Raw genomic sequence first — 23,883 nt, forward strand, 5'->3', positions numbered from 1 at the left:
TGGCGTGGCACGACTGACGAAGGGACAGCGACTGATGACCACCGTGGATGCACGGCGGGCGGCCCCGCCCGTGACCGTGACCACACGGCGCTCCCCCGCAGCGCCCGTGCTGGCCCTGCTGTGGGCCGGGGCGGCTGCCGTGGTCGCACTGTGGTGGGCGGACACCGGGTCGGTGGTCGGTACGGCCGACTGGCTGACCGGTGCCGGGCGGATCGCCGGACTGCTGTGCGGGTACGCCTGCGCGGTACTGGTCGGCATGATGGCGCGGGTGCCGCTGCTGGAGCGGCGGATCGGCTCGGACCGGGTGGCCCGCTGGCACGCGATGGCGGGCCGGTACACGGTGTGCCTGCTGGTGGCGCACATCGTGCTGATCCTCGCCGGGTACGCCGCCCAGGACCGGGCCTCGCTCTGGCACGAGACGGTGACCGTGGTCCTGGACTATCCGGACATGCTCAAGGCCACCGCCGGGACGGTGATCCTCTTCGCGGTCGGCATCACCTCGGCCCGGGCGGTGCGCCGCCGCACCAGCCACGAGTTCTGGTACTACGTGCACCTGCTGACGTACGCGGCCGTCTTCCTGGCCTTCTTCCACCAGCTGACGCTGGGGAACGAGTTCAACGGCAAACCGGTCGCGACCGCCGTCTGGTACGCGCTGTACCTGGGCGTCGCGGCGCTGGTGGTGTGGTTCCGGATCCTCCACCCGGTCCGCCTCAACCGGCGCCACCAGCTGCGTGTGGACGCGGTGCACCTGGAGGCGCCCGGTGTGTACTCCGTCGTCGTACGCGGGCGGCACCTGGACGAGCTGGGCGCGCGGCCGGGCCAGTTCTTCCGCTGGCGCTTCCTCGGCGAGGGTCTGCGCTGGACGTCGACGCCGTACTCCCTGTCGGCACCGCCGCGCCCGGACCTGATGCGCATCACGGTCAAGGCGCTCGGCGACCACAGCGCGGCCGTCGCCCGGCTGCGTCCCGGCACCCGGGTGTGGGCGGAGGGGCCGTACGGCTCCATGACCGCCGACCGGGCCACCAGCCACCACGCGCTGCTGATCGCGGCCGGCGTCGGCATCACCCCGCTGCGCGCGCTGTTCGAGACGCTGCCCGGCGAGGTCACCCTGCTGTACCGGGCGCGCAGCGCCGAGGACCTGGCCCTCGGCCGGGAGCTGGAGGCGATCGCCCGCTGGCGCGGCGCGCAGGTGCGGTACGCGCTGAACGGCCCCCGGGGCGAGCGCCCGCCGATCACCGCGGAGTCGCTGCGCGCGACCTTCCCGGGCCTCGCCGGCCACGACGTCTACATCTGCGGGCCGCACGCCTTCGCACAGGACGTGTACGAGGCCCTGCGGGCCGCCGGGGTGCCGGACCGCCGCATCCACCACGAGTCGTTCGAACTGTGAGAACTGCGAGAGCTGTGAGGCAGATCACGTGCATGCCCTGAAGAAGAACCGTCCCCTGCGTCGCATCGTGCTGGCCAGCGCCGCCACGGTCTCCGGGATGGTGCTGCTGCTGTCGCTGAAGCCGCACACCGCTCCCACGTTGGCCACGGCCGACACCAAGTCGCCCTCCGTGTCGAGCAGTTCGGCTCCGTCGGGTGGGTCGAGCGCATCGGGTGGATCGAGCGGCTCGTCGGGCGGCGGCTCCGCCCCGGGCACGAAGAGCGTCAGCAAGACCGTCACCGGCGCCACCGTTCAGACCCGCTGGGGCCCGGTCCAGGTGCGGGTGACGATCAAGAGCGGCAAGCTCACGGACGTGACGGCGGTGCAGTACCCGCAGGACAACCCGCGCGACCAGGAGATCAACAGCTACGCGCTCCCACAGCTGCGGCGCGAGGCGCTGGCCGCGCAGAGCGCCCAGATCGACATGGTGTCCGGCGCGACCTACACCAGCACCGGCTACCAGCAGTCCCTCCAGTCCGCGCTGGACTCCGCGGGGCTCTGAACACTCGGCGCACGCGGCGCGTATCTGTGGGCCAAGGGTCAAGTCCCCACGGAGGAACCGTGACCACCACGCTCGCAGGCGGACGTGCCGCCCGCCGACAGACGATGCGCCGCATCCGCCCGCGCCGCAGCCCGGCCGTACCGCTGCTGCTCGCCGTCTGGGCGGGCGCGGTGGCGGTGCTGTGGCTCTGGTGGCACAACACCCCGTCCATCGCCGACGACAACGGCAGGATCCTCAACGCGGGCCGGATCACCGGTCTGCTGGCCGGCTATCTCATGGCGCTGGTCGTCCTCCAGATGGCGCGCGTGCCGGCCCTGGAACGGCGGGTCGGTTCGGACCGGGTGGCCCGCTGGCACGCGATGAGCGGCCGGTACACGCTCTGCCTGATCGTGGCGCACGTCTTCCTCACCATGTGGGGGTACGCGCTGCAGGCGGGCAAGTCGCTCGGCGACATCGTGCAGCAGACCATCGACTCCATCAACCAACTGCCCGACCTGGGCAAGGCGGCCGTCGGCACGGGCCTGTTCGTGCTGATCGGGCTGACCTCGATCGGTGCGGTCCGCCGCCGGATGCCGTACGACACCTGGTACCACGTCCATCTGACGACGTACGCGGCGGTGTTCCTGACCTTCTGGCACCAGATCACCACCGGCAACGACTTCGCGGTCGAGCCGGTCGCCAAGACCTTCTGGTACGGCCTGTACGGCGCGGTCACCGCGCTCGTGGTCTGGTACCGGATCCTCACCCCGATCCGGCTGAACCTCCGGCACCGGATGCGCGTGGAGGCCGTCATCGAGGAGACGCCGGGCATCGTGTCGGTGCTGATCGGCGGGCGGCGGCTGCACCGGATGGGCGCGGAGGCGGGCCAGTTCTTCCGCTGGCGGTTCCTCGCGCCGGGGATGCGGTTCAGCTCGCACCCGTACTCGCTGTCGGCGGCGCCCCGCCCGGACATGCTGCGGATCACGGTGAAGGCGATCGGCGACCACAGCGCCCGGCTGCGCGAGCTGACGCCCGGCACCCGGGTGTGGGCGGAGGGCCCGTACGGGGCGATGACCGCACAGCGCCGCAGCCGGGGCAAGGTTCTGCTGGTCGCCGGCGGAGTGGGCATCACGCCCATGCGGGCGCTGTTCGAGACGCTGCCCGGCGCGGCCGGGGACATCACCCTGCTCTACCGGGCCAACAGCACCCAGGACCTGGCGCTCTGGGACGAGCTGGCGAAGATCGCCGACGAGCGGGGCGCCCGGCTGATGTACGCGGTGAACAGCCCCGAGGGGGAACGCCCGGACATCTCCGCGGAGAACCTCCAGCGGAAGATCCCGGACATCGACCGGCACGACGTCTTCATGTGCGGCCCGGCCGGGTTCGCGCAGTCGGTGTACGAGGCACTGCGCGGCGCGGGGGTCCCCGCCCGCCGCATCCATCACGAGTCGTTCGAGATGTGAGCGGCAGCTACGGAGAGATACGGACAGATGAGGAAGAGCCATCCCATTCGACGGGTCGTGCTGGCCACCGCCGCGACCGTGTCCGGTGTCGTCCTGCTGCTGTCGCTGAAGCCGGCGTCCGGTCCGGCCGCGGCGTCGGCGGCGGGCGCGGCCCCGCAGGCGACGGCGGCGCAGCAGTCACCGCAGGGCGGCGCACAGGCGGCGGGTGCGGCCGGCGGCACGGTGACCGGTGACGCGGTGCAGACGCAGTACGGGACCGTGCAGGTACGGCTGACCGTCGCGGGCGGGAAGATCACCAAGTCCGAGGCGGTGCAGGCGCCGAAGGGCGGACTGAGCGACCAGAAGACGGCGTTGGCCGTACCCAGGCTCAACCAGGAGGCCGTCGCGGCGCAGAGCGCGCAGATCGACGCGGTGTCCGGGGCGACGTACACGAGCGGCGGTTACCGGAAGTCGCTGCAGTCGGCGCTGGACAAGATGAAGGCGGCCGGTTCCTCGGGGACGGGATCCTCCGGCTCCTCGGGGGCTTCCGGCTCCTCGGGCGCGGCGCAGGCCCGGACGGTCGTCGGGAAGGTCGCGCAGACCCAGTACGGACCCGTCCAGGTGCGGATCACGGTCAGCGGTGGAAAGATCGCAAAGGCGGAGGCCGTCCAGGCACCCAAGGGTGGGCTCAGCGACCAGAAGACGGCGTTGGCCGTACCCAGGCTCAACCAGGAGGCCGTCACGGCCGGCAACGCGAACATCGACTCCGTCTCCGGGGCCACCTACACCAGTACCGGCTACAAGCAGTCCCTCCAGTCGGCACTGGACCAGGCCGGTGGCTGACACGGTGACCGAGTCGGCTGAGACTCCCGCCGCGGTGCGTCATGCGGAGGAGGTCATGGGGACCGTCTTCTCCTTCGACGTCCGCGGCGGGGATCCCGGTGCGGTGCGCGAGGCACTGGCCGGGGCGATCGCCGGTCTGCACCGGGCGGATGCGGTGTTCAGCACCTACCGCGAGGACAGCGACGTCTCGCGGCTGGCCCGGGGTGAGCTGACCGCGGCGGACTGCGCGCCCGAGGTGGCCGAGGTGCTGGACCTCGCGGCCGAGGCGGAACGGGTGAGCGAGGGCTGGTTCAGCACTCGCTACCGGGGCTCGCTGGATCCCACCGGCCTCGTCAAGGGCTGGGCCGCCGAGCGGGCGGCGCGGCTGCTGGCGGAGGTGTCCGGGGTGCGGGGAGTGAGCGTCAACGGGGGCGGGGACGTGCAGTTGCTCGGCACGCCGGAGCCGCAGCGGCCGTGGCGGGTGGGGGTGGCCGATCCGCTCCGGCCGGGAGGTCTCGCGGCGGTGATCTCGGCGGCGGGTGCGGCCGAGCTGTCGGTGGCGACCTCGGGTACGGCCGAGCGGGGCGCCCACATCGTGGATCCGCGAACCGGGAAGTCGGCGGTGACCGACCTGGTGGCCGTGACGGTGGTCGCTCCTCGGCTGACGTGGGCGGACTGCTGGGCGACGGCGGCGTTCGCGATGGGCTCCAGGGCCGGGCTGGCCTGGCTGGAGTCGCTGCCGGACGTGGAGGGGCTGCTGATCACGGCGGGGGACGAGGTGCGGTGCACCGGGGGGCTTGCGGCGCGGCTGGGCTGACGGCTGCGGGAGTTCGGCCATACGCACCTGGTCCGGGGGCGCGAGACCGTCGGGTCCCGCCGAGCCGCTGGTCGTCCTGGAGACGCTGACGGGGAGACCCTGTCCCGTCTCGTGGAGCGGCTGCCGCGCCGGCCGTGGGCTGCCGCTTGTGGACCTCGAACCGTCCGGCGTGGTCGTGGAGCGCGTTCATGCCAAGGTGCCTGACCTGGGCGTCTCGCGGCCGCCTGGGCCGACGCCGGCCGGGGTGGGCACGTGCTGCTGTCTCGCTCCGGACCGGGCGCGGGGCGGTCCGCTCACGGCCGCCGCTGACGGACGCTGGTGTCGGCAGACGGAGGAGACCGCACCGCCGATCGCGTCCCGGCACCGGCTGCCGTCCGCGCTCGCCGCCGCCGTGGACGCCTGACCGCGGCTCGACCCGGCGGCGCGGCCCACGGTCGCCGAACTGGGCGCAGCCCTGGACGCGACCCTGCCGCGGCACCTCTGACGCGGGCCGGCCCTGTCTCCTACGACGGCTCCACTACGTGCCCCATCTCCAGGTGGGCCGTGGCGAGGACGGTGCCGTCGGGTGCCGTCAGGCGCGCCCCGGACAGGGTCGACAGGTCGCCCGGAGCGGCCACGCCCCACTCGCCGCGACCGGCGGTCAGGGAGAAGTCGCCGACGCGCACGGTCGTGCCGTCGGAGTGCTCCAGGAGGCAGGTCACCTTGCCGGTGTACGAGGCGTGCGGGCCGGTGAGACCGACGGAGACGAAGATCCAGCCGGGGGTTCCGGGGTGGGCGTAGACCTCGCCGACGGTGCCGCCGCCGCTCACCGTCGAGATCATGTCCCCGACGAGCATGGGCTCGGCGGCGGGCGCGGAGGCGACGATCTCCTCGACGGCGGTGCCGATCCCCCAGCCGGCGAACCCGACGGCGACGGTGAGGGCGGTGGCGACGGCCGCGAACCGCAGCCGGGCACGCCGGGCACGCCCGCGCAGGCTCCGGGACACCCGGCCGGAGGCGCCCGCGGCGCTCTCCGGTGCCGGAGCCCGCTCGGCCAGCGTGCGTGCCACCCGGGTCCCGAACCCGGGCGGTGGCTCGCGGTCCGGCAGCAGGCCGATCAGGCGGTCGCCGACCAGGGTGAGTTGGCGGACGTACTCCCGGCAGTCCGCGCACCGGTCCAGATGGGTGACCGCCGCGGCGCGCTCCCGGCCGGGCAGCACGCCCAGCGCCAGCTCGGCGGCGATCTCCCGGAGCCTGTCGCAGTACGCGTCACTGGACATGGTCGCCTCGCTTCGGAGACGCGAGTGTGGTGCGCAGTTTCGCCATGGCGGCCCTGATCCGGGTCTTGGCGGTGCCCAGCGGGATCTCCTCCGCGTCGGCGATCTGCTGCGCCGTCATCCCGTAGATCCCGGCCATCACCAGGGCCCTGGCCTGTTCCCGGGGCAGCCGCGCCACGGCGGCCCGCAGCTGGGAGGAGGTCTCGTCGGCCAGCGCCCACTGCTCGGGGGTCTCGGTGACGACGCCGATCACGGCGTCGAGGTCCTCCGGTGCCATCGGCTCGGTCCGCCGCGCCCGGACGGCGTCGACGGCGAGGTTGTGCGCGATGGTCGTCAGCCAGGTGGCGACCGAACCGCGGCGCGAGTCGTAGATCTGGGCGTGCCGCCATGCCCGCTCGAACGTCGACTGGGCGACGTCCTCGGCGAGTTGCTCGTCCCCGGTGACGGCCATGGCGACCCCGAAGACCCGGTGCTGGAACCTCCGTACGAAGACCGCCGCGAGCTCCGGATCACCGGTGGCCAGCCCGGCCAGCAGGGCCTCGTCCGGCAGGCGGTCCACGGGGAACCGGAGACCCGACACACCCCTGTGTACGGCCGACGGCCGCCAGGGGATTGCCCGCCCACCTGCCCGCCCGCCGCGGAAGATCACACGGCCATTCTCCGCCGCCGGGTGGCGCGCCGCATGCGGGCTCAGTGCCCGTTCTGGGCCAGCCGCAGCAGGTGGTCCGCGAGTGCCTGGCCGCCGGTCGGCCCCCGGCTGATCAGCAGCAGAGTGTCGTCACCGGCGATCGTGCCCAGGATGTCGTGCAGCTCCGCCTGGTCGATCGCCGAGGCGAGGAACTGCGCGGCACCGGGAGGGGTGCGCAGGACCACGAGGTTCGCCGAGGCCTCCGCGGAGATCAGCAGTTCCTGGGAGAGGCGCCGCATGCGCTCCTCCTTCGCCGACTCCCCGAGCGGTGCGCGGGGCGTGCGGAAACCACCCTCGCTCGGTACCGCGTAGATCAGCTCGCCGTCGGTGTTGCGGATCTTCACCGCGTTCAGCTCGTCGAGGTCCCGGGAGAGCGTCGCCTGGGTGACGCTCAGCCCGTCGTCGGCGAGCAGCTTCGCCAGCTGGCTCTGCGACCGCACCGGCTGCCGGTTGAGGATGTCCACGATCCGGCGGTGCCGCGCGGTACGGGTCTGCGGCACGGCCGGTCCGGCACCCGCCGCCTGCTCGTGGTCCTGCGCCTGGCTCATCGTCGTCCTATTCTCCGGATCGTCCGTCCCCATCCACTGGGTTCGCTGCGTCGAGGATGCCGGGCAGTGCCCCGAGGAAGGCACCCACCTCGTCGTCGTGGAGGTTCAGCGGCGGCATGAGCCGTACGACGTCGGGGGCGGGCGCGTTCACCAGGAAACCGGCCTCCTGGGCCGCCTGCTGCACCCGCACTGCGTGCGGCCCGGTGAGCACGATACCCAGGAGCAGGCCGGCGCCCCGTACATAATCGATCAGCGGGTGGCCGAGGGCCTCGATTCCCTCGCGGAGCCTCTCGCTCTGCCGCTTGACGTTCTCGAGCAGACTTTCGTTCGCGATGGTGTCGAGAACGGCGAGTCCGGCGGCGCAGGCGACGGGGTTGCCGCCGAAGGTGGTGCCGTGCTGGCCGGGCTGGAGCAGTTCGGCGGCGCGGCCGAAGGCCACGGTGGCGCCGAGCGGCAGTCCGCCGCCCAGCTGCTTGGCGAGGGTGACGACATCGGGGAGCACGCCCTCGTGGGCCTGGTACGCGAACCACGTCCCGGTGCGGCCGATGCCGGTCTGCACCTCGTCCAGGACCAGCAGGGCGCCGGTGGCGGCGGTGATCGCGCGGGCTGCCTTCAGATAGCCGGCCGGGGGCACGACGACACCGTTCTCGCCCTGCACCGGCTCGATGATCACCAGGGCCGTCTCCTCGGTGACCGCGGCGGCCAGCGCCTGCGCGTCGCCGAAGGGCACGTGGGTGACGTCGCCGGGCAGCGGGCGGAAGGGGTCCTGCTTGGCGGGCTGGCCGGTGAGCGCGAGGGCGCCCATGGTCCGGCCGTGGAAGCCGCCGTCGGTGGCGACGACGTGGGTGCGCCCGGTGAGCCGGCCGATCTTGAAGGCGGCCTCGTTGGCCTCGGCGCCGGAGTTGCAGAAGAAGACCCGGCCCTCCCGGCCGAAGAGCTGCAGCAGCCGTTCGGCGAGGGCGACGGTGGGCTCGGCCATGAAGAAGTTGGAGATGTGGCCGAGCTGCGCGATCTGCCGGCTGACGGCCTCGACGATCGCCGGGTGGGCGTGGCCGAGGGCGTTGGTGGCGATGCCGCCGACGAAGTCGTGGTACTCCCGGCCCTCGGCGTCCCACACCTTCACGCCCTCGCCGCGCACGAGGGGCAGGCGCGGGGTGCCGTAGTTGTTCATCAGCGCGCCCTGCCAGCGCCCGGTCAGCTCCTGGTTGCTCATGACTCCCCCAGTTCGTCGGGCACGACCATGGTGCCGATGCCTTCGTCGGTGAAGATCTCCAGCAGGATCGAGTGCTGGACCCGGCCGTCGATGACGCGGGCGGTCGTCACGCCGTTGCGCACGGCGTGCAGGCAGCCCTCCATCTTCGGCACCATCCCGGAGCTCAACTCCGGCAGCAGCTTCTCCAGTTGGGAAGCGGTGAGGCGGCTGATCACCTCGTCGGAGTTCGGCCAGTCCTCGTAGAGGCCCTCGACGTCGGTGAGGACCATGAGGGTTTCGGCGCCCAGAGCAGCAGCGAGTGCCGCAGCCGCCGTATCAGCATTGACGTTGTAGACATGACCGTCGTCCTGACTGCGGGCGATGGAGGAGACGACCGGGATACGGCCGTCGGCGAGCAGCGCCTCGATCGCGCCCGTGTCGATCGCGGTGATCTCGCCGACCCGCCCGATGTCGACCAGTTCGCCGTCGATCTCGGGCTGGTGCCTGGTGGCGGTGATGGTGTGCGCGTCCTCGCCGGTCAGGCCGACGGCGAGCGGCCCGTGCTGGTTGAGCAGGCCGACCAGCTCGCGCTGCACCTGCCCGGCGAGCACCATCCGTACGACGTCCATGGCGTCCTCGGTGGTGACGCGCAGGCCGGCCTTGAACTCGCTGACGATGCCGTGCCGGTCGAGGGCGGCGCTGATCTGCGGGCCGCCGCCGTGCACGACGACCGGCTTGAGGCCGGCGTGCCGGAGGAAGACCACGTCCTGGGCGAAGGCGGCCTTGAGCTCCTCGTTCACCATGGCGTTGCCGCCGAACTTGATGACGACGATCCTGCCGTGGTGCCGGGTCAGCCAGGGCAGCGCCTCGATGAGGATCTGGGCCTTGGGCAGTGCCGTGTGTTTCCGCGTCGTGGTCATGAGGAGTAGGCGCTGTTCTCGTGGACGTAGTCGGCGGTGAGGTCGTTGGTCCAGATCGTCGCGGTCTCGGAGCCGGCGGCGAGGTCGGCGACGATGTGCACCTCGCGGTAGCGCATGTCGACCAGCTCCCGGTCCTCGCCCACGGAACCGTTCTTGCACACCCACACGCCGTTGATGGCGACATTGAGCTGGTCCGGCTCGAAGACGGCCCTGGTGGTGCCGATCGCGGAGAGTACCCGGCCCCAGTTGGGGTCCTCGCCGTGGATGGCGCACTTGAGGAGGTTGTTGCGGGCGATGGAGCGGCCCACCTCGACGGCGTCCTCCTCGCTCGCCGCGTTGATCACCTCGACCTTGATGTCCTTGCCTGCGCCCTCGGCGTCGCCGATGAGCTGCCGGCCGAGGTCGTCGCAGACCTGCGTCACGGCCTCGGCGAACTCGTCGTGGTCCGGGGCGATGCCGGAGGCGCCGGAGGCGAGCAGCAGCACGGTGTCGTTGGTGGACATGCAGCCGTCGGAGTCGACGCGGTCGAAGGTGACCCTGGTGGCGGCGCGCAGAACCCGGTCCAGGGTCTCGCTGTCGAGGTCGGCGTCGGTGGTGAGGACGACCAGCATGGTGGCGAGGCCCGGGGCGAGCATGCCGGCGCCCTTGGCCATGCCGCCGACGGTCCAGCCGTCCTTGGTGACGACCGAGGTCTTGTGGACGGTGTCGGTGGTCTTGATGGCGATGGCGGCCTTCTCGCCGCCGTGCGGGCTGAGCTGGGCGACCGCCTTGTCGACGCCGGGCAGCAGCTTGTCCATCGGCAGCAGGACGCCGATCAGGCCGGTGGAGCAGACGGCGACGTGGCCCGGGGCGTGGCCGCCGGTCTCGTCGTGCCCGGCGGTGTTGAGCGACTCGGCGACCTTCTCGGCGGTGGCGTGGGTGTCCTGGAAACCCTTGGGGCCCGTGCAGGCGTTGGCCCCGCCGGAGTTCAGCACGACGGCCGTCAGCTCACCGCCCTTGAGGACCTGCTCGGACCACAGCACCGGCGCGGCCTTCACACGGTTGGAGGTGAAGACGCCCGCGGCGGCACGGCGGGGCCCGTTGTTGACCACGAGGGCCAGGTCGGGGTTGCCGTTCTCCTTGATCCCGGCGGCGATGCCCGCCGCCGTGAATCCCTTGGCTGCCGTGACACTCACGGTGCGACTCCGATCGTGGAAAGCCCGGTGCTCTCGTCGAGACCCAGGGCGATGTTCATGCTCTGGACGGCACCGCCGGCGGTGCCCTTGGTCAGGTTGTCGATGGCGCTGATCGCGATGATGCGGCCCACGGCCTCGTCGTACGCGACCTGCACCTGAACGGCGTTGGAACCGTAGACGGCCGCCGTGGCGGGCCACTGACCCTCGGGGAGCAGATGGACGAAGGGCTCGTCGGCGTAGGCCTTCTCGTACGCGGCGCGGACGGAGTCCGCCGTGACGCCCGCGACGGCGGACGCGCTGCCGGTGGCGAGGATCCCGCGGGGCATCGGCGCCAGGGTCGGTGTGAAGGACACGGCGACCCGCTCCCCCGCCACCCCGCTGAGGTTCTGGATCATCTCGGGCGTGTGCCGGTGGCCGCCGCCGACGCCGTACGGCGACATGGAGCCCATGACCTCGCTGCCCAGCAGGTGCGGCTTGGGCGCCTTGCCCGCGCCGGAGGTGCCGGACGCGGCGACGATCACCGCCTCCGGCTCGGCGAGTCCGGCGGCGTAGGCCGGGAACAGGGCGAGGGTGACGGCCGTGGGGTAGCAACCGGGCACCGCGATGCGCTTGGACCCCTCCAGCGCGGCGCGGGCGCCCGGAAGTTCGGGGAGGCCGTAGGGCCAGGTGCCGGCGTGCCCGGAGCCGTAGAAACGCTCCCAGTCGGCCGGGTCCTTCAGCCGGAAGTCGGCGCCCATGTCGACCACGAGGACGTCGGGCCCGAGCTGCTCGGCGACGGCGGCGGACTGCCCGTGCGGCAGCGCGAGGAAGACCACGTCGTGCCCGGCGAGCGCGTCGGCCGTGGTCTCCGCCAGCACTCGGTCGGCCAGCGGCAGCAGGTGCGGCTGGAGCGCGCCCAGGCGCTGGCCCGCGTTGGAGTTCGCGGTCAGGGCACCGATCTCGACCTCGGGGTGCGCGAGGAGCAGGCGCAGGACCTCTCCGCCCGCGTATCCGCTCGCTCCGGCCACCGCCGCACGTACCGCCATGTCCATCCTCCTCGTGATGGCATGACTATACGTAGCATCGCAGTTTTATGCAACGACTATGCGCTCGGCTTCGGCAGCATCACCCAGCGGGACACGACGAAGGTGACCGGGATCGCCGCCGCCGAAGCCAGCAGCGGCGCGAGACGGCTGCCGGCGTGCAGGACGTCGACGATCAGGTACACGCCGGCCGTGGTGATCACGAAATTGGTGACGTTGGTCAGCGGGAACAGCAGGAATTTACGCCAGGTGGGACGGATCCGGTAGGTGAACCGCGCATTCAGGAAGAAGGAGCCGACCATACTGAGCGCGAAGGCCAGAATATGCGCCGCCAGATAGGGCAGCCAGGTGAGGAACAAGAGGTAGAGACAGTAATAGGCAGCCGTGTTGATCACACCGACCGCGGCAAAGGTGACGATCTGTCGTTTCAAGGAATGAGGTCTTTCGTGCGTTCCACGTCGGTCGCCTTCACCAGGAAGTGCGGGCGACCCTTCACCTCGTAGTAGATGCGGCCGGTGTACTCCCCGATCACTCCCAGCATGACCATCTGCACGCCCGCCAGGGCCGTTACGGCGGTGATGATGGTCACATAGCCGGGCGTCTGGACCCCGTGGACGAGTGCGGCGCCGACGATCCAGGCCGTGTAGAGACCCGCGCACAGCAGCAGTCCCACGCCGAGCCAGAGGGCGGCGCGCAGCGGGCGGTTGTTGAAGGACAGCAGCCCGTCGATGCCGTAGTTGAGCAGTCCGCGCAGGTTCCAGGAGCTGCTGCCTGCCTCGCGTGCGGCGTTCTCGTACACGGCGTCCACCACGCGGCGCGACAGCAGCCGGAAGTCGCCCACGCCGTCGACGAGTTCGACGTGGGCAGGAAGCTGGAGCCGTAGCCCGACTGCCAGTTGACGAGGAGGCCGCCGTCGGCCCGGCCGTGCAGCAGGTCCCACAGGTGGGCGTGGAAGGGCACGTACTGGTTGCCGAGGTCGTTGACGCTGCGGGTGGGCGGGCCGAAGGGGTGGCTGCGCGCGAGGACGTCCCCGGCGCAGCACGCGGTGATCGCGACGGCCGCGGCGAGCAGCGCGGCGGCGCGCCTCGGCGGGGAAATCGGTGTCGCACCCTGTTGCATTTTCCGGCGATCCCCCACAAAGGTGTGCCCGTCTTTTTTTCGCCGACGTAGACGGTTCGTGTTTCCGGATGGTTGTGTGCGCACTCAGAAGTGATGCGACATCCTCCGAATACGGGAAACGCCGTATGAATTTGATGGCGACCCGGAAACCTCTCATTTCCGGGAGATGTTTCTAAGGTGAACCGGCCTTGCGGGCCGCGCGGGCACGGGCGGCCCGGACCCGGTTGCCGCACCTGGTGGTGCACCAGCGGCGGGCTCCGTGGCGGGGCGCGGGAACAAGCGGACGCAGCCCTGGGCGGCGCGGCGGCCGAGGCCGGATTCCCGGCGTCGGGGAGGCCGGCGCGCCGCGGGCCGTCGGCGGTCCAGGCGAGCCGGGGGTGACGGGCGCGGCGGCCAGGGCGGTGTCGAGGGTGAGCGGGGCATGGCCGTCCGCGTCGGCCACCACTGCGCCCGGCCGAGGTGGACGCGCTGGTGGAGGGCGGGCGGGCGGCGCAGAAGTATTTCGGCGGCTGACCGGGCCGGTGCGGGACGTCAATGGGGCGGCGAGGGTGACCCGTAAGCTCGACGCATGGATGTGCAGCCGAGGTACTGGCCGGTGGCCGACGTGCTGGCCCACCTGGCAGGCCGCTGGCGGGTCGAGCGCACCGTGAGGGACCTGGCGAGCGGAGACGAGGGCCACTTCTCAGGGGTGACCGTCTTCACCGCGCTCACGGCCGGAGGCCTGCTGCACGAGGAGTCCGGCACCTTCACCTGGCAGGGCGTGGCCCGGCCCGCCACGCGGACGCTGCGGTTTCTGCCGGGGCCCACACCGGGCACGGCGGACGTGCGGTTCGCGGACGGGCGGCCCTTCCACGAGCTGGACCTCAGCACGGGGCACCACGTCGCCGCCCACCCGTGCGCGGCCGACCTCTACCGGGGCGAGTTCACCGTCCGGGACGCCGACCACTGGCGCACGGTGTGGCGGGCCGGCGGTCCGGCGAAGGATCTGCTGATGACCACCGACTATGCGCGCGAGGGCTGAGCCGTGCCACCGTCGAGGCGGAGGTTCCAGCGGCCCGCGCGGCCGGTGACGGCGGACATGGACAACGGGCGCACGTCGATGTTCCAGTAGGTCGCGGGCGGCGCCTTCAGCGCGTAGACCAGGGCCGCACGGATCACGGCGGGCTCGGCGACGGCGACGATCCGGCCGCCGTCCTCCGCCGGCCGGGTGTCCAGCCAGCCACCGACCCGGGTGATGAAGGCCAGCAGGGACTCGCCGCCGTGCGGGGTGGCTCGCGGGTCGGCGAGCCAGGTGTCCACCGCCTCCGGTTCGCGGGCCATCGCCTCCCCCAGGGTCATCCCGCGCCAGCGGCCCATGTCGCAGTCCCGCAGCGCCGGCTGGACGAGCGGGGCGTACCCCAGCGCGTCGCCGGTGGCCCGGCTGCGCGGGGTCGGCGAGCAGTACCGCAGTTCGGCGGCCGCCAGCGGCAGCAGGCCCCCGGCGGCACGCTGCACCTCGTCCCAGCCGGCCTGGTCCAGCGGCCGGTCGTCCTCGAAGCGCTCGGCGAGCAGCGGGGCGCTGCGCGCGGCGGCGACGAACGTCACCCTCAGTGGCATGCGGTGATGGTGTGCCCACCGTGTGCGCAGGTCAAGAGCTGCCGCTTGTGAGCTACCCGGGGTGAGCAACCGCTTACTGGAAGCGGTGCAGCATCCACTGGTCCGGGCGGTCCAGCGGGCGGAAGCCCAGCTTCTCGTACACGCCGTGCGCGTCGTGCGTCGCGAGCAGGAAGCGGCGCAGACCGTACGGCTCCAGATGGTCACGGATGCGGCCCACGAAGGCCGTACCGACGCCCTTCCCGCGCACCGAGGGGTCCACGTACACATCGGCGAGCCAGGCGAACAGCGCCTGGTCGGTGACCACGCGCGCGTACGCCACCTGTTCTCCCGAGGCCGTCTCGTACACCCCGAAGTTGATCGAGGACGCCATCGCGCGCTCGTGCTTCTCGCGCGGCCGGCCCATCGCCCAGTAGGCGTCGGTCGACAGCCAGGCATGGACGCGGTCGACGTCGACGCGGGCGGTGTCGGCGGAGAACTCGTAGCCGTCGGGGAGTTCGGGCGTGTCGCTCATCGGCCGATCATCGCAGAGTCGTCAGTGGCACCTGGCATGCTTTTCGCAGGGGACGGGAGCACGGCCGCCGCCGACCGGGCCGGGGTACGACGGCTGGGCGACGCGGTGGACCGCTGTCTCTGGTCGACGACGGCGTCGGGCGCCTGCGCTTCGAGCCGCGTCTCCCGGCCCAGCGGGACGGCAGCGACCCGGACGCCCTGCTCGCCGAGACGCGCAGGGCCGGCTTCGCCCTGAAGGGACGCACGAGTGATCACCGGGGTACGGACGGCGCCCGAGCCGTTCGAGTCGCGGGGTTCAGCCGCGCGCGGCTGACGCCCCCTGGAACACCTCGTCACAGGCCGCCCGCAGCCGCCGTACCCCCTCCGTGATCTCCCCGCTTCCGGCGACCGCGGCGAAGCTGAGGCGGAGGTGGGCGGCGGGGGGCTCGGCGCTGAAGTAGGGGCGGCCGGGGGTGAGGGCGACACCCGCGCGGAGGGCTGCCGCGGTGAGGGCCGTCTCGTCGGTGCCGTCGGGGAGGCGCAGCCAGAGGTGGTAGCCGCCGGACGGGATGTGGGGCAGGGCGAGTTCGGGCAGGTGTGTGGCGAGCGCGGCCGTCATGGCGTCGCGGCGGGACTTCAGCTGGGCCGACAGCGCCCGCAGATGGCGGGGCCAGGCCGGGGAGCCGACCAGTTCAAGGGCCGCCTCCTGCAGCGGCCGGGGGACGAAGAAGCTGTCCACGACCTGGATGGCGCGCAGGCGTTCCAGCACCGGGCCGCGCGCGGCCAGGGCACTCACCCGGAAGCTCGGCGAGGTCGCCTTGGTCAGCGAGCCGACGTGCACGACCACGCCGTCCGGGTCGTCGGCGGCGAGCGGGCGGGGCAGCGGGCCCGCGTCGGCGTGCACCAGGCGCCGTACGAAGTCGTCCTCGATGACGAAGGCGCCGGCCTCGCGGGCGATGCGCAGCACCTCCGCGCGCCGGCCGGGGGCCAGCACGGCGCCGGTCGGGTTCTGGAACAGGGGCTGGCAGACGAACACCCGGGCGCCGCTGGCCCGGAAGGCGTCGGCGAGCAGTTCGGGGCGCACGCCGTCGGGGTCGACGGGGACCGGGACCGGGCGCAGTCCGGCGGCGCGGGCGAGGGCCAGCATGCCGGGGTAGGTCGGCGACTCGACGAGGACCGGGGCGCCGGGCGGGGCGAGCGCGCGCAGGGCGGTGGCCAGGGCGGACTGACCGCCGGCCGCGATCAGCACCTCGGCCGCCGTGACGGCGCCGCCGATCCCGCGCGCGAACCACTCCCGCAGCTCCGGCAGCCCCTCCAGCGGCGGCCGCCCCCAGGCACCCGGCCGCCGCCCGGCACGGGCGAGGGCCGCCGCTATGGCCCGCTCGGGCTGCAGGGAGGGATGCGGATAGCCGCCGTTGAACTCCAGCACGCCGGGCGGTGGGGCGGCCAGCGAGACGGTGACCCCGGAGGCGTCGACCGTGCGCGGTGCGAGCTCGGCGGCGCCCTCGGCGCTCAGCGCGACCTCCTGCCAGGAGGTGTCCCCGGCCGGTGCCCCCGTGGCGCACGGCCGAGCCCGGAAGGCGCCGGCTCCCGGCCGGGTGACCACCAGCCCCTCGGCGGCCAGCTGGGCGAGGGCCCGCGAGACGGTCACCGGACTCACGTGGAAGCGCTCGACCAGCGCGCGGCTGGACGGGAGCTTTCCACCCGGTGAGTAGCGGTCGAGGTCTTGCCTCAGCTGTTCTGCCAGTTCACGGACGCTGCTACGCTGATGCATGAGAACACAGAGTAGCGCTACTGTTCCGAGTTCGATAGCGGTCACCGCTCCCCGGGAACACCGGGGCCTGGGCACCGGCCTCGCCGCCCTCGGTGTCGCTTCCTTCTCCCTCACCTTCCCCGCCACCGCCTGGGGCCTGGAGAGCTTCGGACCCTGGTCGCTGGTGGCCGTGCGCAGCGTCCTCGCCGCGCTCGTCGCGGGTGGCTGTCTGCTGGCCCTGCGCGTACCGCTGCCGGATCGCCGCCATCTGCCGGGTCTCGCGGTCGTCGCCGCCGGAGTCGTGCTCGGCTTCCCGATGCTGACCACGCTCGCGCTGGAGACCTCCACGACCGCACACGCCGCCGTCGTGGTGGGGCTGCTGCCGCTGACCACCGCCGTGTTCTCGGCGCTGCGCACCGGCAGCCGTCCCTCGCGCCGGTTCTGGCTGGCCGCGCTGGCGGGCGCCGCTGCCGTGGTCGCCTTCACCCTCACCCAGAGCGGCGGCGCGCTCACGGTCGCCGACGGCTATCTCTTCGCCGCCCTGCTGGTGTGCGCGGCCGGCTACACCGAGGGCGGCCGGCTGGCCCGGGTGATGCCGGGCTGGCAGGTCATCGGCTGGGCTCTGGTGCTGTGCCTGCCGCTGAGCGTGCCCGCAGCCGCGGTGGCCCTGACGCACCAGCCCGCTCACCTCACCTGGCACGGCGCCGCCGGTGTGCTGTGGGTGGCGCTGGGCTCGCAGTTCCTCGGTCTGGTGGTCTGGTACCGGGGGATGGCGGCGATCGGCATCCCCCGGGCCAGCCAGTTGCAGTTGGCTCAGCCGCTGCTCACACTGGTGTGGTCGGCGCTGCTGCTGGGCGAGCACTTCACAGCGGCCGCTCCGGTGACCGCCGTCGCCGTGCTCGTGTGCATCGCCGTCACCCAGCGGTCGTGATCATGAGGAGGACCTGCGAGATGCGTGCAACCAAGGGCGACCGCCTTGTCCAGCACGGCAGGGTGGTCGGCCAACACGACCAGGTCTCAGAAGTGGTCGAGGTACTGGGCCCCGAGGGCAACCCGCCCTACCGGGTCCGTTTCCAGGACGGACACGAGGCGATCATGTCGCCCGGGCCGGACTGCCAGGTCAAGCACCGGGAAGAGCAGGCGATGGATCAGCGGGGCGGCTTCGCGGACCGCCCGTAGTGGTCGGCGATCACGCGTGACATCGCCCCGATGGGATCGGCCGCCACGTCCTTGGCGGCGAAGAACACGTGCCCGCGCACCTGGGGGTAGCGGGCGGCGAGGGTGAGGTGCCGGGACAGCTCGACCGGGTCCTGCCAGGCCGAAGGCTGCCCGGCGGCCCCTGCTTTGTACAGGGCCTCGCCGATGTGGAGACGGGTCCGGGTGCCCTTCGCGACCGCCGCCCACCAGTCGACCAGTTTCGCGTAGTCCGCGGCGGCGAAGCCGATGTTCCAGTACAGCTGGGGCACGATGTAGTCGATCCAGTGGGCCCGCACCCAGGCCCGGGTGTCCGCGTAAAGGTCGTCGTACGTCTGCACGCCCGCCTGCGTCTCCGAGCCGCGCGGGTCGGTCGAGGCGTTGCGCCACACCCCGAACGGGCTGATCCCGAACCGGGTGCCGGGACGGATGCGCCTGACGCCGGCGGCCATCTCCCGCACGAGCCTGTTGATGTTGTCCCGCCGCCACGCGGCGCGGCTGGAGAAGTCGCCGCCGTACCGGTCGTAGGCGTCCTCGTCGTCGAAGGTCTGCCCGGCGACCGGGTACGGGTAGAAGTAGTCGTCGAAGTGGACGGCGTCGACGGGGTACTTGGCGACCGCGTCGAGCATCGCCCGCTGGACGAAGGCGCGGACCTGGGGCAGGCCGGGGTTGTAGTAGAGCCTCCCGCCGTACGGCACCACCCAGGCGGGGTGCTTGCGGGCCGGGTGCCAGGGGGCGAGCCGGCCGCGGTCGGTGTGGTTCGCGATCCGGTACGGATTGAACCAGGCGTGCAGTTCCAGGCCCCGGGCGTGCGCCTCCCGCACCGCGGTGCCGAGCGGGTCCCAGCCGGGGCGCCGGCCCTGGACTCCGGTGAGGTACTCGGACCAGGGCTCGTACGGGGACGGCCACAGGGCGTCGGCGGTGGGCCGTACCTGGAAGATCACCGTGTTGAGCCGGTCGCGGGCCGCCTTGTCGAGATGGGCGATCAGCTCCGCGCGCTGCGCCGCGGCCGGGAGCCCGGGCCGGGACGGCCAGTCCCGGTTGGACACGGTGGCCAGCCACACACCCCGCATCTCCGCGGCCGGCCGGGGCGGCCGTACCCCCGCCGCGACCGCGTGCGGCGCCGTGGCCAGCGTCGACAGCGCCGCCAGGGTGAAGGCCCGGCGTGACACATGCCTCATCGGCACACCCCCATACGCTCCGGATCCGCTCCCTCACGGATCGTTCCGCGCCCCAGGATGCTCCCACCCGGGCGATCGATCATCGATACTTGGCGGTAACGTGCACGATCGGAGCAGGCGCCGAACCCGGAGGTCCTGCCGAGCGAGCCGAACCAGGGAAGGGAACGATGTGACCGACATCGAGCGCGTCGGAGTCGTGGGCTGCGGCCAGATGGGCGCGGGCATCGCCGAGGTCTCCGCCCGCGCCGGCTTGGACGTGAGGGTCGCGGAGACCACCGGCGAGGCCCTGGAGATCGGCCGCACCCGGCTGTTCAACTCCCTGGCCAAGGCCGCCGAGCGCGGCAAGATCACCGAGGCGGAGCGGGACGCCACGCTGGCGCGGCTGAGTTTCACCACGGACCTCGGCGAGTTCGCCGACCGCGACCTCGTGATCGAGGCCGTCGTGGAGAGCGAGGCGGTGAAGACGGAGATCTTCCAGGTGCTCGACCAGGTGGTGACCCGGCCGGACGCGATCCTCGCCTCGAACACCTCCTCGATCCCGCTGGTGAAGCTGGCGGTCGCCACCTCCCGCCCGGACCACGTGGTCGGCATCCACTTCTTCAACCCGGCCCCGGTGCAGAAGCTGGTCGAGCTGATCCCGGCGCTCACCACGTCCGAGGGCACCCTCAGCCGCGCCCAGGTCTTCGCCGAGAAGGTGCTCGGCAAGCACGCCATCCGCGCCCAGGACCGCTCCGGGTTCGTGGTCAACGCGCTGCTCGTGCCGTACCTGCTCTCCGCGATCCGGATGTTCGAGTCGGGCATCGCGAGCCGCGAGGACATCGACAACGGCATGGAGATGGGCTGCGCCCACCCCATGGGCCCGCTGAAGCTGGCCGACCTGATCGGCCTGGACACCATCGTCTCCATCGCCAACTCGATGTACGCCGAGTACAAGGAGCCGCTGTACGCCGCTCCCCCGCTGCTCCAGCGCATGGTCGAGGCGGGCCGGCTGGGCCGGAAGACCGGCTCGGGCTTCTACACCTACGGCTGATCACACAGAGCTACAGCTCATGGGCCCGGCACCGAACTCGGTGCCGGGCCCATCTGTTTCACACACCGTGTGCGCGCCGGACCCGCATATGCCCCTCGCACACGCTCCCCACGCACCCACCAGGCGAGTTGACTCCTCATGCGCATGCAAGGGATGCGGAACCACCGATGTCGACTACCGAAAGGAGCGGACCCGTGACCGCCGATCCGGAGCATCCCGTGGTCAACGGAGAACTCGCAGAGTTACGGCGCCGCCTCGACGTGGCCTACGCCCGCGTCGAAGGAGGGCTGGCGTTGCTCAGCCATCGCACCGAGGAGACCGCCAAGGAGCTGGACGAGCTGAACTCCCGCATGATCTCGCTGGAACACGCACGCTGGCCACTGCCCTCGCTCGCCGCGCTCACGGCCCTCGGAGCGCTCGTCGTGACGGTCTGGCAGGCGCTGGCCGCCCACTAGGCCCTCGGCACCGGGGCCCCTCGGGCCCGCTAGCCCTCGGCGAGCCTGAGGTGGTGCAGCAGGAGTAACGCGGCCGCCATGTTGGCGGCCGGGACCTCCCCACGGGCGATCAGGTCGGGGACGAGTTTGAGGGGGACCCATTCCCGGCGGTCCGACTCGAAGTCGTCCACGGGATGCCCGATGTACTCGCCCCGGTCGGACCAGTAGATGTGGTGCCGGGCGTCGGTGAGGCCGTTGGACGGCTCCACGCTCATGAGGTGGTGCAGGGGCCCCGGTCGCCAGCCGGTCTCCTCCTCCAGTTCCCTGGCCGCCGCGCCCGCTATGTCCTCGCCGTCCTCGACGACCCCCGCGGCCAGTTCCCAGCCCCAGCTGTCGGTGATGAACCGGTGCCGCCACAGCAGCAGCACCTCGTTCGCCTCGTTGACCACGGTGGCCACCGCCACGGGCCGCAGCCGGATCAGGAAGTGGTCCAGGTGCCGGCCGTCCGGCAGCTCGACATCAGCGAGATTGACGCTGAACCAGCGGTTTGCATACACAGTCTGTTCGTTCTGTTTCATCCACTGCACGGTTCTGCCACCTTCCGCCGAGTAAGTGGCAATATCGCAGCAGGGACTGTGCACCTACAGGGGGCCTACAGCGGTACGCGCAGTGCCCCGTCGATGAGTTCGGCGGCCTCGGCGGTCCCGGCCGAGCCACAGCGCACCAGGTGTTCGCGTACCGCGCGGAGTCTGTCGCGCAGCCGCTGGGACTCCATCCCGCGGGCCTGCTCGGCCATCTGCACGGCCGTGGCCACCGCCTTCTCCGCGTTGCCCTGGCGCAGCTCGATGGTGCTGAGCATGGCGAGCCGGTGCACCCGCCCCCGGTCGTGGGCGGGGTTGTCGACGGCCGCCGCCGCGTGCTCCCGGGCGGCCGCCAGCTCGCCGAGGCTCAGCAGTGCCTCGGCCACCTGCACATTGACCAGGCCGGGCTGGACGTAGCCGGTCTCGTCGGGCTCGTAGCCACGTCTGATGCGCTCGGCCGCCGTCTCCGCGCGCCGGATGCAGGACAGGGCACTGCCGGAGTCGCCGAGGTGGGCGTACGCCTTGGCCTGCATCGCGTACAGGTCGGAGGCGAGGGCCGGGGTGATGTGCTTGCCGGCGGCCCGCAGCGCCGCCTCCGCGAAGGCGACGGCCTGCCGGTACTCCCGCATGAACAGCGACTGGTTGACCAGCAGCGCTATGACGTAGGCGCCAAGTCCCCGGTCACCGCTGGCCTTTGCCAGCCGCAGCGCCTGGTGGAAGTACCGCTGCGCGAGACCGTGGGCGTCGGAGTCGTAGGCGCAGATGCCGGCGATCGCCACCAAGCCGCCCGTGGCCCGGTGCAGTTGGCGTCCGGTGGCATCCGTATAGCTGCCGCGCAGCAGCGGTGCCGCATCGGCGTTGAGGAACCCGACGATCCGGGTGCGGGTCGCGATGCCGCCGGCCTTGCGGTACATCTGCTCGTAGTGCGTCCGCGCGGCGCGCAGCATCTCGATGTCGGCCCCGGTGACCCGGTGCCGGCCGCCCCGGGAGACGTCGACGTCCTCGGGCGGGTTCTCCCACTCCCACACGGGCATCACGGCCGGGGTGCCGGTGACGGCGGGAGCACCCAGCACATGCGGCCGCTGCTGTTCGTCGGAGCGCCACAGCGCGGTCGCCCGCTCGACGAATCCGTTCAGCGAGCCGGCGTGCGGGGTGCTGGGCTCGCCGGGCACACCCAGGCCGATGTCGTCGAGCGTGACGGGACGGTGCAGGCGGACGGCGAGCACCTCGCAGATCAGGTCGGGTACCTGGCCGCGCGGCCGCTGGCCCTTCAACCACCGTGCCACGGCGGTGTGTTCGTAGCGGAGCGCGAGGCCCCGCTTCCGGCCCGCCTGGTTCACGTGGGCGGCGAGACCGGCGTGCGAGATCCCCGCCTCGTCCAGGAGTGCGTCGAGCAGAGTGTTGGGCTGCATGGGATGCCCCCCGAGTGGCCTGGTGCGGTTCAGCGTAGTGTGCTCCCGTTCACACGGGGTGTGAACGGAACACGTGCATCCGCGCTGTGCACGCGGTGTCGCTCAGCGTGTTCCGCCGGTTGACTGGGGTCCCGGTCAAGCCGCCGGCTCCCCCTCGAAAAGCGGTGGCTTGGCCGGGTCGACGACTGCTGGTGTGGCGGTCAGCGGTGCGTCGTCGGCTGCGGACCGTCGGTGGTCGCGCGCGCGGACCCCCGTGCCCCCAGGAGGTGGGAGCACGCCGTGGTCCGGTCGTTCCGCAGGACCAGCAGCGCCATGTCGTCCGACGGACTGCCGGCCGTGTGGTGCAGGAGGGCCGTGAAGACCGTCCGCAGGACCGTCTGCGGCGGCACCGGGTGCTCGCGGCCGGCCCTGCGCAGCACGTCCGGCAACGAGAAGAAGCGGCCCTGGCCGTCCCGGGCGTCCTCCACGCCGTCGGTGAACAGGACCAGCGAGTCACCGGGCCGCAGCCGTCCGCAGGGATGGGCCTGGAGGGCCGAGGGCAGGGGGAACGGGCCCAGCGGGGGAAGCGGCTCGGCGCGCGTCAACGGCTCGACCCCCGTGCCGCTCAGCACGTACGGCCAGGGATGCCCGCAGTTGAGGGCCCGCAGCTCGCCCTCCCCGTCGAGCTCCAGCAGCAGGACGGTGACGAACTCCTCGGCGACCGGGTGGTCGGGGTCCGGGCCGCCGTTCGCCGGGTGCTCGGCGCGGGCCCGTTCCCGCAGATGCCGGGCGAGTGCGCGCTCCAGCCGGCGCAGCACGCCTTCGAGTTCGGGCTCGTCGTGGGCGGCCTCGCGGAAGCTGCCGAGGACGGCGGCGACGGTGCCGAGAGCGGCCAGACCGTGCCCGCGTACGTCGCCCATCACCACCCGCACCCCGTGCTCGGTCGCGATCGCCTCGTACAGGTCGCCCCCGATGATCGCGCCCCGGTCCGCGGACAGCTGGGCGGCGGCGATGTTCAGCCCGTCGAGGCGTGGCGGCAGCGGACGCAGGACGACGCTCTGCGCGGCCCGCGCCACCCGGCGGACCTGCCGCAGCTCACGCAGCAGCGCGCGGCGGACGTGGAAGATGAGCCCGGTGCCGACGGCGAAGAAGACGGCGCTGGTGGCGATGCGTGCGCCGAGCCCGTCCTGCTGGGCGAGTGGGCAGCCGAACTTGTAGGCGACCGCCACGGCTCCCCAGAGCGTGGGCAGTACGGCTGCCCGCGCGGTGGGCGCCCGTGCCTTGATGCGGATCATGCCTCTGGTCCCCCATGGAGAGTCCCTGACA

General features: G+C 72.3%; 27 protein-coding genes and 2 pseudogenes. 11 read left to right on the forward strand and 18 right to left on the reverse strand.

From position 1 onward, the window contains the following. Nucleotides 1-34 precede the first annotated feature (34 nt). Genes AB0L59_RS24590 through AB0L59_RS24610 form a run of 5 tightly spaced genes read left to right on the forward strand, consistent with a single transcriptional unit; the run spans nucleotide 35 to nucleotide 4,988 of the window. Nucleotides 35-1,387, forward strand: coding sequence for a ferredoxin reductase family protein (locus AB0L59_RS24590; protein ID WP_365587319.1), 1,353 nt, complete (start codon nucleotides 35-37; stop codon nucleotides 1,385-1,387). Between the two features lie 28 nt (nucleotides 1,388-1,415). Next, nucleotides 1,416-1,928 (forward strand): FMN-binding protein, encoded by a 513-nt coding sequence (locus AB0L59_RS24595; RefSeq protein ID WP_365587322.1) that lies wholly within the window; start codon nucleotides 1,416-1,418, stop codon nucleotides 1,926-1,928. Between the two features lie 59 nt (nucleotides 1,929-1,987). Further along, nucleotides 1,988-3,370, forward strand: a complete 1,383-nt coding sequence (locus AB0L59_RS24600) for a ferredoxin reductase family protein (protein WP_365587325.1) — start codon at nucleotides 1,988-1,990, stop codon at nucleotides 3,368-3,370. A 27-nt stretch (nucleotides 3,371-3,397) separates the two neighbouring features. Then, nucleotides 3,398-4,192 carry an FMN-binding protein gene (locus AB0L59_RS24605; RefSeq protein ID WP_365587327.1) on the forward strand — a complete coding sequence of 265 codons (795 nt, stop codon included), beginning with the start codon at nucleotides 3,398-3,400 and terminating at the stop codon, nucleotides 4,190-4,192. Between the two features lie 55 nt (nucleotides 4,193-4,247). After that, on the forward strand, nucleotides 4,248-4,988 hold the full coding sequence (locus AB0L59_RS24610; RefSeq protein ID WP_365587330.1) for an FAD:protein FMN transferase: 741 nt from the start codon (nucleotides 4,248-4,250) through the stop codon (nucleotides 4,986-4,988). A gap of 503 nt (nucleotides 4,989-5,491) precedes the next feature. Here AB0L59_RS24610 and AB0L59_RS24615 read toward each other — a convergent pair. From AB0L59_RS24615 to AB0L59_RS24665, 11 genes and pseudogenes are all read right to left on the reverse strand, one after another. Further along, entirely contained in the window at nucleotides 5,492-6,247 is a 756-nt protein-coding gene (locus AB0L59_RS24615) for a hypothetical protein (protein WP_365587331.1), read from the reverse strand. Beyond that, nucleotides 6,237-6,824, reverse strand: a complete 588-nt coding sequence (locus AB0L59_RS24620) for a sigma-70 family RNA polymerase sigma factor (protein ID WP_365587334.1) — start codon at nucleotides 6,822-6,824, stop codon at nucleotides 6,237-6,239. Before AB0L59_RS24620 ends, AB0L59_RS24615 begins: the two co-directional genes overlap by 11 nt. A 110-nt stretch (nucleotides 6,825-6,934) precedes the next feature. Continuing rightward, on the reverse strand, nucleotides 6,935-7,480 hold the full coding sequence (locus AB0L59_RS24625; protein WP_365587337.1) for an arginine repressor: 546 nt from the start codon (nucleotides 7,478-7,480) through the stop codon (nucleotides 6,935-6,937). Nucleotides 7,481-7,487: 7 nt separating this feature from the next. After that, nucleotides 7,488-8,693, reverse strand: a complete 1,206-nt coding sequence (locus tag AB0L59_RS24630; RefSeq protein WP_365587340.1) for an acetylornithine transaminase — start codon at nucleotides 8,691-8,693, stop codon at nucleotides 7,488-7,490. Next, the gene (gene argB / locus AB0L59_RS24635) at nucleotides 8,690-9,592 is read right to left on the reverse strand and encodes an acetylglutamate kinase (protein WP_365587343.1); all 903 of its coding nucleotides are present in this window, start codon (nucleotides 9,590-9,592) and stop codon (nucleotides 8,690-8,692) included. The genes AB0L59_RS24630 and argB overlap by 4 nt, the downstream gene beginning before the upstream one ends. After that, the gene (argJ, locus tag AB0L59_RS24640) at nucleotides 9,589-10,767 is read right to left on the reverse strand and encodes a bifunctional glutamate N-acetyltransferase/amino-acid acetyltransferase ArgJ (protein ID WP_365587346.1); all 1,179 of its coding nucleotides are present in this window, start codon (nucleotides 10,765-10,767) and stop codon (nucleotides 9,589-9,591) included. The genes argB and argJ overlap by 4 nt, the downstream gene beginning before the upstream one ends. Beyond that, the gene (gene argC, locus AB0L59_RS24645) at nucleotides 10,764-11,792 is read right to left on the reverse strand and encodes an N-acetyl-gamma-glutamyl-phosphate reductase (protein WP_365587349.1); all 1,029 of its coding nucleotides are present in this window, start codon (nucleotides 11,790-11,792) and stop codon (nucleotides 10,764-10,766) included. Before argC ends, argJ begins: the two co-directional genes overlap by 4 nt. Nucleotides 11,793-11,848: 56 nt before the next feature. Further along, nucleotides 11,849-12,220, reverse strand: coding sequence for a GtrA family protein (locus AB0L59_RS24650; RefSeq protein WP_365587352.1), 372 nt, complete (start codon nucleotides 12,218-12,220; stop codon nucleotides 11,849-11,851). Then, nucleotides 12,217-12,648: pseudogene (locus AB0L59_RS24655) on the reverse strand (glycosyltransferase); the annotation flags it as partial. The gene AB0L59_RS24650 and the pseudogene AB0L59_RS24655, both read right to left, overlap by 4 nt. A 2-nt stretch (nucleotides 12,649-12,650) precedes the next feature. Continuing rightward, nucleotides 12,651-12,908, reverse strand: a pseudogene (locus AB0L59_RS24660) (hypothetical protein); the annotation flags it as partial. 172 nt (nucleotides 12,909-13,080) lie between these two features. Continuing rightward, nucleotides 13,081-13,587, reverse strand: a complete 507-nt coding sequence (locus AB0L59_RS24665; protein ID WP_365587355.1) for a CGNR zinc finger domain-containing protein — start codon at nucleotides 13,585-13,587, stop codon at nucleotides 13,081-13,083. On the opposite strand from AB0L59_RS24665, the gene AB0L59_RS24670 reads away from it, so the two are divergent. Next, a complete protein-coding gene (locus tag AB0L59_RS24670) occupies nucleotides 13,477-13,929 on the forward strand; it encodes a DUF6314 family protein (protein ID WP_365587359.1) in 453 nt (150 codons plus the stop codon). The genes AB0L59_RS24665 and AB0L59_RS24670 overlap by 111 nt on opposite strands. Here AB0L59_RS24670 and AB0L59_RS24675 read toward each other — a convergent pair. Beyond that, a complete protein-coding gene (locus AB0L59_RS24675) occupies nucleotides 13,911-14,504 on the reverse strand; it encodes a histidine phosphatase family protein (protein WP_365587362.1) in 594 nt (197 codons plus the stop codon). The two genes, AB0L59_RS24670 and AB0L59_RS24675, sit on opposite strands and share 19 nt — an antisense overlap. A gap of 73 nt (nucleotides 14,505-14,577) precedes the next feature. Then, a complete protein-coding gene (locus tag AB0L59_RS24680) occupies nucleotides 14,578-15,015 on the reverse strand; it encodes a GNAT family N-acetyltransferase (RefSeq protein ID WP_365587364.1) in 438 nt (145 codons plus the stop codon). Between the two features lie 119 nt (nucleotides 15,016-15,134). Here AB0L59_RS24680 and AB0L59_RS24685 point away from each other — a divergent pair, with 119 nt between their 5' ends. Further along, nucleotides 15,135-15,383 (forward strand): DUF6461 domain-containing protein, encoded by a 249-nt coding sequence (locus tag AB0L59_RS24685; RefSeq protein ID WP_365587430.1) that lies wholly within the window; start codon nucleotides 15,135-15,137, stop codon nucleotides 15,381-15,383. On the opposite strand, the gene AB0L59_RS24690 is transcribed toward AB0L59_RS24685, so the two are convergent. Next, entirely contained in the window at nucleotides 15,310-16,767 is a 1,458-nt protein-coding gene (locus tag AB0L59_RS24690; RefSeq protein ID WP_365587367.1) for a PLP-dependent aminotransferase family protein, read from the reverse strand. The two genes, AB0L59_RS24685 and AB0L59_RS24690, sit on opposite strands and share 74 nt — an antisense overlap. On the opposite strand from AB0L59_RS24690, the gene AB0L59_RS24695 reads away from it, so the two are divergent. Continuing rightward, nucleotides 16,766-17,677: a DMT family transporter gene (locus AB0L59_RS24695; protein ID WP_365587369.1), complete on the forward strand. Its 912-nt coding sequence runs from the start codon at nucleotides 16,766-16,768 to the stop codon at nucleotides 17,675-17,677. The two genes, AB0L59_RS24690 and AB0L59_RS24695, sit on opposite strands and share 2 nt — an antisense overlap. Before the next feature lie 20 nt (nucleotides 17,678-17,697). Continuing rightward, nucleotides 17,698-17,925, forward strand: coding sequence for a DUF1918 domain-containing protein (locus AB0L59_RS24700; RefSeq protein WP_365587371.1), 228 nt, complete (start codon nucleotides 17,698-17,700; stop codon nucleotides 17,923-17,925). Here AB0L59_RS24700 and AB0L59_RS24705 read toward each other — a convergent pair. Beyond that, a complete protein-coding gene (locus AB0L59_RS24705) occupies nucleotides 17,895-19,121 on the reverse strand; it encodes a family 10 glycosylhydrolase (RefSeq protein WP_365587374.1) in 1,227 nt (408 codons plus the stop codon). The two genes, AB0L59_RS24700 and AB0L59_RS24705, sit on opposite strands and share 31 nt — an antisense overlap. Nucleotides 19,122-19,290: 169 nt before the next feature. On the opposite strand from AB0L59_RS24705, the gene AB0L59_RS24710 reads away from it, so the two are divergent. Together AB0L59_RS24710 and AB0L59_RS24715 are read left to right on the forward strand one after the other, a co-directional pair. Then, a complete protein-coding gene (locus AB0L59_RS24710) occupies nucleotides 19,291-20,151 on the forward strand; it encodes a 3-hydroxybutyryl-CoA dehydrogenase (protein WP_365587376.1) in 861 nt (286 codons plus the stop codon). Between the two features lie 194 nt (nucleotides 20,152-20,345). Continuing rightward, nucleotides 20,346-20,606 carry a hypothetical protein gene (locus tag AB0L59_RS24715; protein ID WP_365587377.1) on the forward strand — a complete coding sequence of 87 codons (261 nt, stop codon included), beginning with the start codon at nucleotides 20,346-20,348 and terminating at the stop codon, nucleotides 20,604-20,606. 29 nt (nucleotides 20,607-20,635) lie between these two features. Here AB0L59_RS24715 and AB0L59_RS24720 read toward each other — a convergent pair whose 3' ends face one another. From AB0L59_RS24720 to AB0L59_RS24730, 3 genes are all read right to left on the reverse strand, one after another. Next, nucleotides 20,636-21,172, reverse strand: coding sequence for an NUDIX hydrolase (locus AB0L59_RS24720; protein ID WP_365587378.1), 537 nt, complete (start codon nucleotides 21,170-21,172; stop codon nucleotides 20,636-20,638). A gap of 65 nt (nucleotides 21,173-21,237) precedes the next feature. Beyond that, nucleotides 21,238-22,578, reverse strand: a complete 1,341-nt coding sequence (locus AB0L59_RS24725; protein WP_365587381.1) for a transcriptional regulator — start codon at nucleotides 22,576-22,578, stop codon at nucleotides 21,238-21,240. Nucleotides 22,579-22,778: 200 nt separating this feature from the next. Further along, a complete protein-coding gene (locus AB0L59_RS24730; protein WP_365587384.1) occupies nucleotides 22,779-23,852 on the reverse strand; it encodes a PP2C family protein-serine/threonine phosphatase in 1,074 nt (357 codons plus the stop codon). Nucleotides 23,853-23,883: the final 31 nt, after the last annotated feature.

Origin of the sequence: Streptomyces sp. NPDC052109, from assembly GCF_040680195.1 — a bacterium.
Lineage (GTDB): Bacteria > Actinomycetota > Actinomycetes > Streptomycetales > Streptomycetaceae > Streptomyces.

What these genes read in the sequence shown, in the direction of transcription:
- AB0L59_RS24590 (WP_365587319.1), top strand. Translation starts at nt 35, where the DNA reads ATGACCACCGTGGATGCACGGCGGGCGGCCCCGCCCGTGACCGTGACC.
- AB0L59_RS24605 (WP_365587327.1), top strand. Translation starts at nt 3,398, where the DNA reads ATGAGGAAGAGCCATCCCATTCGACGGGTCGTGCTGGCCACCGCCGCG.
- AB0L59_RS24610 (WP_365587330.1), top strand. Translation starts at nt 4,248, where the DNA reads ATGGGGACCGTCTTCTCCTTCGACGTCCGCGGCGGGGATCCCGGTGCG.
- AB0L59_RS24615 (WP_365587331.1), bottom strand. Translation starts at nt 6,247, where the DNA reads ATGTCCAGTGACGCGTACTGCGACAGGCTCCGGGAGATCGCCGCCGAG.
- AB0L59_RS24625 (WP_365587337.1), bottom strand. Translation starts at nt 7,480, where the DNA reads ATGAGCCAGGCGCAGGACCACGAGCAGGCGGCGGGTGCCGGACCGGCC.
- AB0L59_RS24630 (WP_365587340.1), bottom strand. Translation starts at nt 8,693, where the DNA reads ATGAGCAACCAGGAGCTGACCGGGCGCTGGCAGGGCGCGCTGATGAAC.
- argB (WP_365587343.1), bottom strand. Translation starts at nt 9,592, where the DNA reads ATGACCACGACGCGGAAACACACGGCACTGCCCAAGGCCCAGATCCTC.
- argC (WP_365587349.1), bottom strand. Translation starts at nt 11,792, where the DNA reads ATGGCGGTACGTGCGGCGGTGGCCGGAGCGAGCGGATACGCGGGCGGA.
- AB0L59_RS24670 (WP_365587359.1), top strand. Translation starts at nt 13,477, where the DNA reads ATGGATGTGCAGCCGAGGTACTGGCCGGTGGCCGACGTGCTGGCCCAC.
- AB0L59_RS24675 (WP_365587362.1), bottom strand. Translation starts at nt 14,504, where the DNA reads ATGCCACTGAGGGTGACGTTCGTCGCCGCCGCGCGCAGCGCCCCGCTG.
- AB0L59_RS24680 (WP_365587364.1), bottom strand. Translation starts at nt 15,015, where the DNA reads ATGAGCGACACGCCCGAACTCCCCGACGGCTACGAGTTCTCCGCCGAC.
- AB0L59_RS24695 (WP_365587369.1), top strand. Translation starts at nt 16,766, where the DNA reads ATGAGAACACAGAGTAGCGCTACTGTTCCGAGTTCGATAGCGGTCACC.
- AB0L59_RS24690 (WP_365587367.1), bottom strand. Translation starts at nt 16,767, where the DNA reads ATGCATCAGCGTAGCAGCGTCCGTGAACTGGCAGAACAGCTGAGGCAA.
- AB0L59_RS24700 (WP_365587371.1), top strand. Translation starts at nt 17,698, where the DNA reads ATGCGTGCAACCAAGGGCGACCGCCTTGTCCAGCACGGCAGGGTGGTC.
- AB0L59_RS24705 (WP_365587374.1), bottom strand. Translation starts at nt 19,121, where the DNA reads ATGAGGCATGTGTCACGCCGGGCCTTCACCCTGGCGGCGCTGTCGACG.
- AB0L59_RS24725 (WP_365587381.1), bottom strand. Translation starts at nt 22,578, where the DNA reads ATGCAGCCCAACACTCTGCTCGACGCACTCCTGGACGAGGCGGGGATC.
- AB0L59_RS24730 (WP_365587384.1), bottom strand. Translation starts at nt 23,852, where the DNA reads ATGATCCGCATCAAGGCACGGGCGCCCACCGCGCGGGCAGCCGTACTG.